We start from the raw sequence: 12,613 nt of genomic DNA, 5'->3' as shown, positions 1-12,613 counted from the left end.
CTCAGGCGCAAGGACGCTGGAAATGGACCGTTTTCTCAGTATTGAAGCCTTCGTGCGCGTGGCGGAAACGCGCAGCTTTGCCGAGGCCGCGCGCCAGCTGGGCGTGACCAACTCGGTGGTCACCAACCGCGTGCAACAACTGGAGCGCTTTATTGAAGCGCCGCTGTTTCACCGCAGCACGCGGCACGTGCGTCTTTCCGAAGTGGGTGAAACCTACTACAAGCAATGCGCTGAAGCCGTTTGCATGCTGACGGACCTGACCGACCAGATGCGCGGCCTGCGCGCCACGCCCGCCGGCAAGCTGCGCATCCGCATGCTGCCCGGATACGCGCTCAGCCACTTTGCCGAGCCGCTGGCGAGGTTCGGTGCGCAGTACCCCGATATCCAGCTCGACGTGGTGGTGGACGACAGCGTGGTCGATCCGATTGCCGAGGGGTTCGACGTTGTGTTTCAGATCTTTCCGCCGATCAACGATTCGCTGATCGAGCGGCGCCTGTTCCCGCTGCGGCGCATGTTCTGCGCCACGCCCGCGTACGTGGAGGAATACGGCATGCCGCAGCAGCCGGCCGATCTGCTGCAGCATTCGCTGGCGCTCTACTCCGGCTATCCGACTCGCAAGCGCTGGTTGTTCTCGCGCAACGGCGAGGCCGGCCCCGCGATGGACCTGCCCGAGCAGGTGCGCTCGAATTCCGTGCATCTGCTGCGCGACTACGCCCTCACCAGCGCCGGCATTGCCTGCCTGCCCACCCTCGTCATCAGCGACGATCTCGTCGCCGGCCGCCTCGTGCCGGTGCTGGCCGATTACGACCTGACACCGCTGCACTTCTCTGCCGTGTATCCGGCGACGCAGCGTCAGGCTGTCAAGGTGTGCGCACTGATCGATTGCCTGGCCAGCCACCACGCTGGCGAGCCGGCATGGGACACGCCTTTGCTCGAGCGCGGCTGGATCCGCTAACGGCCACGCGCGCCGAATCCCACGACCGGCGCGCGTGTCCAGGGTACCGACGGAATGTTTCGGGAAGTCGCGACGATTGTTCGGCAATCGCAAAAACTGCACTCGCCGATTGAGCGTTGCGCCCGGAACGCGACTTCCTATCATGGATGGGCCGTTGATCGCGCCGCGCCGACGCGGCGTCAGGTCTGCAGCATCCCCCTCGCATCCCCTATCGGAAACTGGATACGGCCATGAATCCCAAGCTGGAAGTCCTCACCCCCCAAAATTGTCAACTGATCTTCATCGACCACCAGCCGCAAATGGCCTTCGGCGTGCAGTCGATCGATCGCCAGGTCCTGAAGAACAACACCGTCGGCCTTGCCAAGGCTGCGAAGATCTTCAACATCCCCACCACCATTACGACCGTCGAGTCGCAGAGCTTCTCGGGCTATACCTACCCGGAACTGCTCGATGTGTTTCCGGATCAGGAACTGCTTGAACGCACCTCGATGAACTCCTGGGACGACCAGAAGGTGCGCGATGCCCTGGCAAAGAACGGCCGCAAGAAGGTGGTCGTCTCCGGCTTGTGGACGGAAGTGTGCAACTGCACCTTCGCGTTGTCGGCCATGCACGATGCCGACTACGAGATCTACATGGTCGCCGACGCCTCGGGCGGCACGTCGAAGGAGGCGCACGACTACGCCATGCAGCGCATGATCCAGGCCGGCGTGGTGCCCGTGACGTGGCAACAGGTGCTGCTGGAATGGCAGCGTGACTGGGCCCACCGCGACACGTATGACGCTGTCATGAAGCTGGTGAAGGAACACTCCGGTGCCTACGGCATGGGCGTGGACTACGCCTACACGATGGTGCACAAGGCCTCGCAACGCACGGCCACCCCGCACGAGGCGCTGGCGCCCGTGGCGGCCAACTGATCGCGCTGCCGACCATAAAAGAAGACGCTGCTCCGGCCGGGCGACGCATGTGCAACCGCATGCGTTGCCCTGTCGTCCATTCAATCAGCTACCACCCTCTCTCTCATTCCCATGCAAACGATTACGACCCAAGACGGTACGCGCATCTTTTACAAGGACTGGGGCAGCGGCAAGCCCGTCGTCTTCTCGCACGGCTGGCCGCTCAATGCCGACGCCTGGGACGCGCAGATGCTCTTCCTCGTGCAGAAGGGTTTTCGTGTCATCGCGCATGACCGGCGCGGCCATGGCCGTTCCGACCAGCCGTCGCAGGGCAACGACATGAACACCTATGCCGACGATCTGGCTGCGCTGCTCGACGCGCTCGACATCCAGGGCGCCACGCTGGTGGGCCATTCCACCGGCGGCGGCGAAGTCGCGCACTACATCGGCCGTCATGGCACCAAGCGCGTCGCCCGCGCGGTGCTGATCGGCGCAGTGCCGCCCATCATGCTCAAGACGGCCACCAATCCGAACGGCTTGCCGATGGACGTGTTCGACGGCATCCGCAAGGGTGTCGCCGACAACCGCTCGCAGTTCTACCGTGATCTCGCCACGCCGTTCTTCGGCTTCAACCGGCCGGGCGCGAAGGTCTCGCAAGGCACCATCGATGCTTTCTGGGCGCAGGGCATGACCGGCGGCATTCACGGGCAGTATCTGTGCATCAAGGAGTTCTCGGAGGTCGACTACACCGAAGACCTGAAGAAGATCGACGTGCCGGTGCTGTTCCTGCATGGCGACGACGACCAGATCGTGCCGATCGACGATTCGGCCAAGCTGGGCGTGGAACTGGTGAAGAACGGCACGCTCAAGGTCTATCCGGGCGGCTCGCACGGCATGTGCGTGACCGAAGCGGACAAGGTCAACGCGGACCTGCTGGCGTTTATCACCGGCTGACCTGCGCGGGCGGCGCACCTTGAGCGCGTCGCCCTTCGCATTCTGGATCTGGAGCCCTCGCTTTGAAGCCCTACCTCATCTCCATTGGCGTCGGCATGCTAGTCGGCGTGATTTATGCGCTGCTGCACGTCCGATCGCCCGCGCCACCGGCAATTGCGCTGGTCGGGCTGCTCGGCATGCTGATCGGCGAACAGGTCGTGCCGGCTGCGCAGCGCCTGCTGGCCGGCGAGCCGATCACCATGGCGTGGTTCCGCCACGAGTGCGTGCCGAAGATCACGGGCGCACCGCCCCAAGTGCCAACCGAGGCGCCACCAACGGACCTTGCCGCCACCGGCGGCACCACGCCGCGCAACCCGAGCTGACGCCATGACACGCCTTTCGCTCGACCCCTCGCACGCTGCGGCCCCTGCCGATACCGCCCTGCACGTTGGCCTGCTGTTCCTGCGCCTGACTGGCAGCGCCCTGCTGATTGCCGTGCACGGGCTGCCCAAGGTGCTGCACTACAGCCAAGAGCTCACGCGCATTGAAGACCCGTTCCACATGGGCGCCGCCCCCACACTGCTGCTGGCGATCCTGTCCGAAACCCTGTGTCCGCTGCTGGTTGCGCTCGGCGTGCTCACGCGCCTGGCGTGTCTGCCCATCGTCGCCACGTTGCTGGTGGCCATGCTGGTGGTGCATCCGGACTGGTCGCTTGCCGAGGGCCAGTTCGGATGGATGCTGTTGATCATCTTCACCACGGTCCTGATTGCCGGACCCGGACGTTTTTCGATCTATCCCAAATACTGACGCAATGACCGCCGACCTCATCCTGCACAACGGCCGCATCCACACGGTCGACCGCGAACGCCCCACCGCCAGCGCCGTTGCCGTGCGTGACGGCCGCTTTGTTGCCGTGGGCGACGACGCCGCCGTGATGGCCCTGCGCGGCGCCTCCACGCAGGTCATCGACCTGCGCGGGCGCACCGTCATCCCCGGCCTGAACGATTCGCACCTGCACCTGATTCGGGGCGGGCTGAACTACAACCTCGAGTTGCGCTGGGAAGGCGTGCCCTCCCTGGCCGACGCGATGCGCATGCTCAAGGAGCAAGCTGCGCGCACGCCGTCGCCGCAATGGGTACGCGTGGTGGGCGGCTGGACGGAATTCCAGTTTGCCGAGCGCCGCATGCCCACGCTCGAAGAGCTGAACCAGGCCGCGCCCGACACGCCCGTGTTCGTGCTGCACCTGTACGACCGCGCGTTGCTCAACCGCGCGGCGCTGCGCCAGGTCGGCTACACCAAGGACACGCCGAACCCGCCGGGCGGCGAGATCCAGCGCGACGCGTCCGGCGAGCCCACCGGCATGCTGATCGCCAAGCCCAACGCGATGATCCTGTACGCGACGCTGGCCAAGGGGCCGAAGCTGCCGCCGGAATACCAGGTCAACTCCACGCGCCAGTTCATGCGAGAGCTGAACCGCCTGGGCGTGACAAGCGCCATCGACGCAGGCGGCGGCTTCCAGAACTATCCGGAAGACTACGAAGTCATCCGCGAGCTATCCGCGCAGAACCAGCTCACCATCCGCATCGCTTACAACCTCTTCACGCAGAAGCCGAAAGAGGAGCTGGCCGACTTCAAGAACTGGACCGGCAGCGTGCAATACCGCCAGGGCGATGATTTCTTCCGCCACAACGGCGCGGGCGAAATGCTCGTCTTCTCGGCGGCCGACTTTGAAGACTTCCTGCAGCCGCGCCCCGACCTGCCCGAGACGATGGAGCAGGAGCTGGAAACCGTGGTGCGCCACCTTGTCGCGCAACGCTGGCCGTTCCGCCTGCACGCAACCTACGACGAATCGATCTCGCGCATGCTCGACGTGTTCGAGCGCGTGAACCGCGACATTCCGTTCAACGGCCTGCCGTGGTTCTTCGACCATGCGGAGACGATTTCGCCGAAGAACATCGAGCGCGTGCGCGCACTGGGCGGCGGCATCGCCATCCAGGATCGCATGGCCTTCCAGGGCGAATACTTTGTCGACCGCTACGGCGCCGCCGCCGCAGAACAAACGCCGCCCATCAAGCGCATGCTGGCCGAAGGCGTGCCGGTGGGCGCAGGCACCGACGCCACGCGCGTGTCGAGTTACAACCCGTGGACGTCGCTGTATTGGCTGGCAAGCGGGCGCACCGTGGGCGGCATGGCGCTGTATCCGGAGGGCCTGCCGCGCGAGGTGGCGCTGGAGCTGTACACGCACGGCAGCGCGTGGTTCTCGGCAGACCAGGGCAACAAGGGGCAGATCAAGGTCGGGCAACTCGCCGACCTGGCAGCGTTGTCGGCGGATTTCTTTAGCGTGCCCGAGGCCGATATCAAGACCATCGAATCGGTGCTGACGGTGGTGGGTGGACGCATCGTCTACGGGGCAGCGGAGTTCTCCGAGTTCGGGCCGCCGCCGATTCCGGTGCTGCCCGAGTGGTCGCCCGTGGCGCGCGTGCCTGGGCACTGGCGGCCGGCGGCGCCGTTGCAGCAGCAGGTGCACCAGTGCGTCGGCTCGTGTTCCGTGCACGGCCATGCGCACCAGAAGGCCCGCACGGCCAACGTGCCCACGACCGACTTCCGCGGCTTCTGGGGCGCCTTCGGGTGTTCGTGCTTTGCCTTCTGAAACTGTGGCAGCCGCAACGGCTACACCAGCGTCAGCGCGTTTCCTGATCGCCCAGGGAACGCTGCTGGCGTTCGTCGCCGGCTATGTGGATGTGGTCGGCTTTGCGGCGTTGTTTGGGCTGTTCACCGCACACGTGACTGGCAACTTCGTGATGATCGGCCTGGAGCTGGCGGGTTCCGGACAAGGCGTGCTGGCCAAGCTGCTGGCGCTGCCCATGTTCGTGCTGGCCGTGGCGGCGACCAAGCTGGCCGTGACGTCGCTCACGCGGCGCGGTGTGGCGCCGCTTCGGCCGCTGCTGCTGGCGCAGGCCGTTCTGCTGCTGGCGTTCATGGTGGCGGGGTTGCTGGCCCTACCGATTCAATCGGCCGATGCACCGGCCACAATTGTTGTCGGGCTGATCGGCGTCGCGGCGATGGGCGTACAGAACGCCAAGGCGCGCATCGTGCTGTCGGAGCATGCACCCACGACGATCATGACCGGCAACACGACGCAGATCGTGATCGACGTAGTGGAACTGCTGTCGCCAAGTGGTACGCAGAAAGATGTTGCGCGCACGCGGTTGCGCAAGATGGTGCCGCCGCTTGCCGGCTTTGCCGTCGGGGCGGTGCTGGGCGCGCTGGCGTTTGCAACGCTGTCGTTCTGGTGTGTGTTGCCGCCCGCGGGCATCCTCGTGGCCCTGGCCGTCATGCAGCGCTAGGCCGGCGCCCGGTCAGACCTTGACGCGGCGAAACAGCTTGGAGAAATCGATCGTCTCCACCTGCCGGGGCTCAAGCTCCAGCGCAGCGATGTACTCGCCCAGGTGTTCGCCCATCAGCCGCGCGGCGCGCTCGCCGTCGCGGCGCTCCACCGCATCGAGAATGGCCAGGTGTTCGTCGTGGCCGCAACTCGGCCGCGCGGGGGATTCATAGAGCCCGATCAGCAGCGAGGTGCGTGCCACCAGCGTGCGCAGCATCGCCGTGATGATGGGGTTGCCGTTCGCCTCGGCCAGTTGGATATGGAAATCGCCCGAGAGGCGGATCCAATCGCGCCAGTTGCCGGATTCACGGCTGGCGTGTTCGGCAGCCGCCAGTGCACGCAGCTCGGTGAGTTGCTCCGCCGTCGCGTGCTGCGCCAGTTCGCGTACCGAGCCGGTTTCCAGAATCAGCCGCGCACCAAAGACCTGGCGCGCTTCCGTCGCGTCATGCACGGCGATCGTCGCGCCGCGGTTGGGCTGCAGCTCGACCACCCCCTCATGTGCCAGCTTCACCAGCACCCGGCGCAATGTCCCCCGTGTAATCCCAAACGCCTTGCATAGCTGCGCCTCGACCAGGCGGGTGCCGGGCGGCAGCTTCTGTTCGAGGATGGCGTCGTACACCGCGTCCGAAATACGGGCGTCGACTTCGGCGTTGTTGCGGCGTGGCTGGGAGGTCGGAGGGGTCGTGGGCTCTGGCATCTCGCCATTCTAATCGAGCAAACACCGCTTGGATTGTGCACAAAACTGATGCTGAACCTGACGGCGTTGGTGCGGCATCCTCAAGAAATCCCCCCATATTTTTGCCGTCCTTGCACCAGAAACAAGCCAAAACCGTCCATTTTGCTTGGCACGGTTACTGCATGTAGACAAGCGTGATTGTGCACAATCAAAACAAAGCTTGTACTCAACATAGAACGCAATGCCGGGAGCGGCCACTGACCTTGAAAAGGCGGTCGCGCCAAATCTTTGAGGGGAATCACCTGTCATGAGCACCACCACCAAGCTGGGCGCTGCCGCCCTGGCATTCGGGCTGTCCGGCGTTGCCGCTGCGCAATCGAGCGTGACGCTGTCAGGCGTCATCGATACCGGCGTGAGCTGGACCAACCATGCCGGCAACGGCTCGCAAAGTCTGACCGGCGTGTCGGACAGCATCCTGGGCGTGTCCAACTTCGGGCTGAGCGGCAAGGAAGACCTGGGCGGCGGTGTGAATGCGCTGTTCAACCTCCAGGCCGGCTTCAACCCGAGCAACGGGCGCATGTCGTCCAACGGCACGCTGTTCTCGCGCAATTCGTATGTCGGGCTGAGTTCGTCGTCGGGCACGCTCACGGCCGGCAAGCAATGGAACTTCAACGACGACTGGCTGGTGGGCAGCATCTTCAAGGGCGGCTACAACTCGGGCTCGATCTTCAAGTTCAGCGAGTTCGACGCCGTGAGCGAGATCTACAACAACACCGTCAAGTACGTGTCGCCCACGCTGGGCGGCGCGCAATTCGGCGCGATGTACGGCTTTGGCGAAGCGGCCGGCTCCATCTCGCAGGGCTCGCTGTTCAACCTGGCGGGGCGCTATAGCGCTGGCCCGCTGTATCTGGCCGCAAGCTACGACCAGGAACGCGACGGCAGCGGCACCGGCTCGCTCTACAAGCTCATCACCGTGGGCGGCAGCTACACCTTTGGCGCGACCAAGCTGCGGCTCGGCGCCGCCCGGGCGGATGTGGGCGGCGCAGGTGCGTTCCAGTCGATCCCGAGCATGTCGGCGCGCAAGGCCTTCGCCGTGGAAGGCGGCGTCGATTACGCATTCACCACAGCCTTTACGGGCTCCGCCGACGTGCTGTACCGCCGTAACTCGACGCTGTCGAACAGCTCGATGGTCTATCGGTTGCTGGGCCTGTACAGCCTGTCCAAGCGCACCACGCTGGTAGCCAACGTGGCGTACCTGAAAAACTCGTCGAGCGCGACGGAAGCGCTGGTCAATACCTCGTCGGGCGCCATCGGCGGCGGTGTGCCGGGCACGAGCCAGACCTCGGTGGCGCTGGGCGTGCGTCATAGCTTCTAACGCACGCGAAGCCGGCCGCGCCACCTGCCCCGGTATGTGGCGCGGCTGCCCGCGCAAGCGGCCTCACGCACCAGAACGACGCATGCCAAGCGCGCTCGCGCCGAAATTGCCGCGCGCAGACAGGCACACCTATTGCACCAACCCGACATGACCCGCGCACCCACCGCCCCCGCCGACTCCCTCGAACTCGTTGCGCTGACCAAGCGTTACGCACAGGATGCCGTGGCCGTCGACGCCATCAACCTGCGCGTGCCGGCCGGCAGCTATTGCTGCTTGCTGGGGCCTTCGGGCTGCGGCAAATCGTCAACGCTGCGCATGATTGCCGGCCACGAACATGTGAGCGACGGCGACATCCTGCTGGGTCATCGCAACATCACCAATCTGCCGGCGGCTTCGCGCGGCACGGCCATGATGTTCCAGAGCTACGCGCTGTTTCCCCACTTGAGCGCGCTCGAGAACGTGGCCTTCAGCCTGAAGATGCGAGGCATCCACACACGCGAACGGCGCCGGCGCGCGCAGGTGCTGCTGGAGCGGGTGGCGATGGGCCACCTGGCGCAGCGTCGGCCGGGCGAGCTGTCGGGCGGCCAGCAGCAACGCGTGGCGCTGGCGCGTGCGCTGATCATGGAGCCGCGCGTGCTGCTGCTGGACGAACCACTCTCTGCGCTTGATCCGTTCCTGCGCACACAGATGCGTGCCGAATTGCGGCGCTGGCAGCAGGAGCTTGGCTTGACCTTCGTGCACGTCACGCACTCGCAGGAAGAAGCGATGGCGCTGGCCGACCAGATGGTCGTGATGAACCACGGCCGCATCGAACAGGCCGGCAGCCCGCGCGAGGTCTACAACCAGCCGGCCACTGCGTTTGTCGCGACCTTCATCGGCGGGCACAACCTGCTGGAAGACGCGCATGGGCCGGTTGCGGTGCGCATCGACCGCATGGCCTTGCATGCCGATGAATCTGCAGCCGGAGATCGCCCCCGAGTGCGCGGCCGCATCTGCGACATCGAATACCAGGGCACCCATGTCCTGGTGAGCGTGGAAGGCGTGGTGCTCTCGCCCTCGCAACGCGTGACGGTGAGCCTGCCCGAGACTGACACCGCCATTGCAAGCCTGGCGCTGCACCAGCCCATCTGGGCGTCGTGGGATGCAGCACAGGCCCACCGCTTACCGGGCACGCCAGCGGCCTGACAAACCGGCTCAACCATTCCAATCCGCAGCCTGACGGCTTCAGGCGCTGCCTTCACCTTCCTATCAGGGGTTGCAACATGTCTGACGATTCCAACGACTTCAAGGCCGGCCGCCGCACCGCACTCAAGGGCATGGCTGCCATTCTGGCCACCGGCGTCGTGCCGGCCGTCCATGCACAAGAGAAACTGACCCTGCGCTACCTCGGTACGGCCGTCAACCAAGACAAGCTGATCGCCGAGAAATTTGAAGCCGACACCGGCATCCGCGTGCAATACGTGGCCGTGACCACTGACGAGATCACCAAGCGCGCCGTGACAGCGCCGAGCAGCTTCGACCTGATCGACACGGAATATTTCTCGCTCAAGAAGATCGTGCCGACGGGCAACCTTCTGGGCATCGATGCACGCCGCATCAAGAACGCCGACAAGATCACGTCGCTGTTCACCAAGGGCGAAGTGGCCGGCAAGAAGGTGGGCGACCAGGGCACCGCGCCCAAGAAGGTCATGTACCTGCCGGGCGCCAATGCGACCACATTTGCGGCCTCGCCTACGCAGTTCATGACGCTGATCCCGACCGTGTACAACGCCGACACGCTGGGCATCCGCCCCGACCTGATCAAGCGCCCCATCAGCTCGTGGGCCGAGTTGCTGAACCCCGAATTCAAGGGGCGTGCGTCGATCCTGAACATCCCTTCCATCGGCATCATGGACGCGGCGATGGTGGTGGAAGCCAAGGGCCTGCACAAGTACGCCGACAAGGGCAACATGACCCGCGCCGAGATCGACCTGACCATCAAGACGCTCATTGAAGCCAAGAAGGCCGGCCAGTTCCGCGCGCTGTGGAAGGACTTCAACGAAAGCGTGAACCTGATGTCCTCGGGCGAGGTGGTGATCCAGTCGATGTGGAGCCCGGCGGTGACGGCCGTGCGCAGCAAGGGCATCGACTGCACGTTCCAGCCGCTCAAGGAAGGCTATCGCGCGTGGGCCGCCGGCTTTGGCATTCCGAAGACGGTGTCGGGCAAGAAGCTCGATGCGGCGTACGAATTCATCAACTGGTTCCTCGACGGCTGGGCCGGTGCTTACCTGAACCGCCAGGGCTACTACAGCGCCGTGCTGGAAACGGCCAAGGCCAAGATGGAGCCGTATGAGTGGGCCTACTGGATGGAAGGCAAACCCGCTGCCAAGGACATCAAGAGCCCGCACGGCGATCTGCTGGCCAAGGCGGGCAGCGTGCGCGACGGCGGCAGCTACGAACAGCGCATGGGCGGCATTGCCTGCTGGAACGCGGTCATGGACGAGAACGAATACATGGTCCGCAAGTGGAACGAGTTCGTCGCCGCCTGACGCCCCTCAGCACGTCGCCATCGTCATGACACCCTCTACGCCGTCTACGCCGTCCACTCCACCCGCCGCCGGCGCCCGACGCTCGCTCGGTCCGGGCTTGCAGGCGCTGCCGTTTGCGGCGGTGTTTGTCGTGTTTTTTCTGATCCCGCTGGGGCTGGTCGCGATGGTCAGCTTCTGGGATTTCAACGAGTACGCGCTGCTGCCGACCTTCACCTTGCGCAACTACGCCAAGCTGTGGGAAGGCTGCGGCCATCTCAATGAATACGGCGATCTGTGCGTGACGGCGTCGACTTACCTGTCGACGCTGCGCTTTGCGCTCGGCACCTGGGCGTTGACGCTGGTGCTGGGCTTTGCGCTGGCGTACTTCCTGGCGTTCCACGTGCGCTCGGCTGCGGTGCAAACGCTGCTGTTCGTGATCTGCACGGTGCCGTTCTGGACCTCCAACGTGATCCGCATGATTTCGTGGATTCCGCTGCTGGGCCGCAATGGCCTCGTCAACCAGACGCTGCAGGCCATGCACCTGATCGAGCAGCCGCAGGACTGGCTGCTGTATTCGAACTTCTCGGTGCTGCTGGCCTACGTGCACCTCTACACCATGTTCATGATCGTGCCGATCTTCAATTCGATGATGCGCATCGACCGCGCGTTGCTCGAAGCCGCGCGCGATGCTGGCGCCAGTGCCTGGCAAACGCTGTGGCACGTGATCGTGCCGCTGTCGCGCAGCGGCATCCTGATCGGTTCCATCTTCATCCTCACCATCGTGATGGGCGATTTCGTTACCGTGGGCGTGATGGGCGGCCAGCAGATCGCCTCGGTCGGCAAGATGATCCAGGTGCAGACGTCGTACCTGCAGTTTCCGCTGGCGGCAGCCAATGCCGTGGTGCTGCTGCTGACGGTGCTGATGATCATCTGGGGCCTGACCCGCGTGGTCGACATCCGCAAGGAGCTTTGACATGCGCGCCCGCTTTCGTGAACCACGCGCCCCCGGCTTCTGGCCGCTGGCGTGCCTCTTCGCGCTGTTTGTGCTGTTTCTGTACGGGCCGATGCTGACGATCTTCGCGCTCAGCTTCCAGGGCCCGGAAGGCGGCCTGACATTTCCGATGAATGGTCTGTCGCTGCATTGGTATCGCCAGCTTGCCGAAGGCCTGGGCGTGGTCGACATCGGCGCGGCATTCCGGCGCTCACTTGCGCTGGGCGCGGTCGTGATGGCGCTGACCATGGGGCTCTCGCTGCTGGCAGCGTTGGCTTTCCGGAAGCGGCTGCGTGGCGGTGGTGCGCTGTTCTACGTCACGGTGGCCAGCCTGATCATGCCGTCGATCGTGGTGTCGCTCGGCATCGGCCTGCAGTTCCGGCTGATCGACACGGGCATCAAGGCGTTGCTCACCGCGTTGGGCATGGCCGATCAGGCCGACAGCTTTGGATCGTCCCTTGGCCTCTGGACATCCGCACTCGGCGCGCACCTCACGTGGACGCTGCCCTTCGGGCTGCTGATCATGTTCGCCGTCTTCAACCGATTTAATCCCGCCTACGAAGAAGCCGCGCGCGACCTCGGGGCCACGCCCTGGCAGACGTTCCGGCACGTCGTACTGCCGTTGATCGCGCCATCGCTCATCGGCGTGGGCATGTTCGGTTTCACGCTGAGCTGGGATGAAATCGCGCGCACCTCGCAGGCAATCGGCGACGTCAACACGCTGCCGCTCGAACTGCAAGGGCTGACCACCACCGTGACGACGCCGTCCATCTACGCGCTGGGCACGCTCACCACCGTCGTGTCGTTCGTGGTGATGGGGCTAACGATGCTGGCCATTGTTCGACTGCGCCGCCGCCAAAGCGCCGGGCGGGTTGACTGAACCATTGACGGAACGCGC

General features: G+C 64.8%; 13 protein-coding genes. 12 read left to right on the top strand and 1 reads right to left on the bottom strand.

The genetic code is table 11. The features are described from left to right. The first annotated feature begins 22 nt into the window (after positions 1-22). The 7 genes from NKG59_RS06900 (at position 23) to NKG59_RS06870 (ending at position 6,128) form a co-directional block, all read left to right on the top strand. Positions 23-955, top strand: coding sequence for a LysR family transcriptional regulator (locus tag NKG59_RS06900; RefSeq protein ID WP_253536037.1), 933 nt, complete (start codon positions 23-25; stop codon positions 953-955). A gap of 230 nt (positions 956-1,185) precedes the next feature. Beyond that, complete coding sequence (locus NKG59_RS06895) at positions 1,186-1,869, top strand: hydrolase (protein WP_024976877.1); 684 nt, start codon at positions 1,186-1,188, stop codon at positions 1,867-1,869. Positions 1,870-1,980: 111 nt separating this feature from the next. After that, entirely contained in the window at positions 1,981-2,802 is an 822-nt protein-coding gene (locus NKG59_RS06890; protein WP_253536036.1) for an alpha/beta fold hydrolase, read from the top strand. A 62-nt stretch (positions 2,803-2,864) separates the two neighbouring features. Further along, the gene (locus tag NKG59_RS06885) at positions 2,865-3,164 is read left to right on the top strand and encodes a XapX domain-containing protein (protein ID WP_045202304.1); all 300 of its coding nucleotides are present in this window, start codon (positions 2,865-2,867) and stop codon (positions 3,162-3,164) included. 4 nt (positions 3,165-3,168) lie between these two features. Next, positions 3,169-3,588, top strand: coding sequence for a DoxX family protein (locus NKG59_RS06880; RefSeq protein ID WP_045202302.1), 420 nt, complete (start codon positions 3,169-3,171; stop codon positions 3,586-3,588). Between the two features lie 4 nt (positions 3,589-3,592). Then, a complete protein-coding gene (locus NKG59_RS06875) occupies positions 3,593-5,431 on the top strand; it encodes an amidohydrolase (RefSeq protein WP_253536034.1) in 1,839 nt (612 codons plus the stop codon). Continuing rightward, entirely contained in the window at positions 5,421-6,128 is a 708-nt protein-coding gene (locus NKG59_RS06870) for a YoaK family protein (protein ID WP_045202299.1), read from the top strand. The genes NKG59_RS06875 and NKG59_RS06870 overlap by 11 nt, the downstream gene beginning before the upstream one ends. A 12-nt stretch (positions 6,129-6,140) precedes the next feature. Here the strand turns inward: NKG59_RS06870 and NKG59_RS06865 are convergent, their stop codons facing one another. Then, positions 6,141-6,863: a GntR family transcriptional regulator gene (locus NKG59_RS06865; RefSeq protein ID WP_092973707.1), complete on the bottom strand. Its 723-nt coding sequence runs from the start codon at positions 6,861-6,863 to the stop codon at positions 6,141-6,143. A gap of 286 nt (positions 6,864-7,149) precedes the next feature. Between NKG59_RS06865 and NKG59_RS06860 the strand changes: the two genes are divergently transcribed. The 5 genes from NKG59_RS06860 (at position 7,150) to NKG59_RS06840 (ending at position 12,595) form a co-directional block, all read left to right on the top strand. Beyond that, complete coding sequence (locus NKG59_RS06860) at positions 7,150-8,217, top strand: porin (RefSeq protein WP_253536032.1); 1,068 nt, start codon at positions 7,150-7,152, stop codon at positions 8,215-8,217. A 147-nt stretch (positions 8,218-8,364) separates the two neighbouring features. Further along, positions 8,365-9,402 (top strand): ABC transporter ATP-binding protein, encoded by a 1,038-nt coding sequence (locus NKG59_RS06855; RefSeq protein ID WP_253536031.1) that lies wholly within the window; start codon positions 8,365-8,367, stop codon positions 9,400-9,402. Positions 9,403-9,479: 77 nt separating this feature from the next. Then, positions 9,480-10,745, top strand: a complete 1,266-nt coding sequence (locus NKG59_RS06850; protein WP_253536030.1) for an ABC transporter substrate-binding protein — start codon at positions 9,480-9,482, stop codon at positions 10,743-10,745. 25 nt (positions 10,746-10,770) lie between these two features. Then, positions 10,771-11,697, top strand: coding sequence for an ABC transporter permease (locus NKG59_RS06845; RefSeq protein ID WP_253536029.1), 927 nt, complete (start codon positions 10,771-10,773; stop codon positions 11,695-11,697). Position 11,698: 1 nt separating this feature from the next. Continuing rightward, positions 11,699-12,595 (top strand): ABC transporter permease, encoded by an 897-nt coding sequence (locus tag NKG59_RS06840; protein ID WP_045202288.1) that lies wholly within the window; start codon positions 11,699-11,701, stop codon positions 12,593-12,595. The last annotated feature ends 18 nt before the right edge of the window (positions 12,596-12,613 follow it).

It is taken from the genome of Ralstonia chuxiongensis (genome assembly GCF_024158925.1).
Taxonomy (GTDB): Bacteria; Pseudomonadota; Gammaproteobacteria; order Burkholderiales; family Burkholderiaceae; genus Ralstonia; species Ralstonia chuxiongensis.
Note: the sequence above shows the minus strand (reverse complement) of the source record. Positions and strands in the feature narration are given on the sequence as shown.

Bases quoted from the DNA above. Each gene is read 5' to 3' on its own strand.
- NKG59_RS06900 (WP_253536037.1), top strand. From the start codon at position 23: ATGGACCGTTTTCTCAGTATTGAAGCCTTCGTGCGCGTGGCGGAAACG.
- NKG59_RS06895 (WP_024976877.1), top strand. From the start codon at position 1,186: ATGAATCCCAAGCTGGAAGTCCTCACCCCCCAAAATTGTCAACTGATC.
- NKG59_RS06890 (WP_253536036.1), top strand. From the start codon at position 1,981: ATGCAAACGATTACGACCCAAGACGGTACGCGCATCTTTTACAAGGAC.
- NKG59_RS06880 (WP_045202302.1), top strand. From the start codon at position 3,169: ATGACACGCCTTTCGCTCGACCCCTCGCACGCTGCGGCCCCTGCCGAT.
- NKG59_RS06875 (WP_253536034.1), top strand. From the start codon at position 3,593: ATGACCGCCGACCTCATCCTGCACAACGGCCGCATCCACACGGTCGAC.
- NKG59_RS06865 (WP_092973707.1), bottom strand. From the start codon at position 6,863: ATGCCAGAGCCCACGACCCCTCCGACCTCCCAGCCACGCCGCAACAAC.
- NKG59_RS06860 (WP_253536032.1), top strand. From the start codon at position 7,150: ATGAGCACCACCACCAAGCTGGGCGCTGCCGCCCTGGCATTCGGGCTG.
- NKG59_RS06855 (WP_253536031.1), top strand. From the start codon at position 8,365: ATGACCCGCGCACCCACCGCCCCCGCCGACTCCCTCGAACTCGTTGCG.
- NKG59_RS06850 (WP_253536030.1), top strand. From the start codon at position 9,480: ATGTCTGACGATTCCAACGACTTCAAGGCCGGCCGCCGCACCGCACTC.
- NKG59_RS06845 (WP_253536029.1), top strand. From the start codon at position 10,771: ATGACACCCTCTACGCCGTCTACGCCGTCCACTCCACCCGCCGCCGGC.
- NKG59_RS06840 (WP_045202288.1), top strand. From the start codon at position 11,699: ATGCGCGCCCGCTTTCGTGAACCACGCGCCCCCGGCTTCTGGCCGCTG.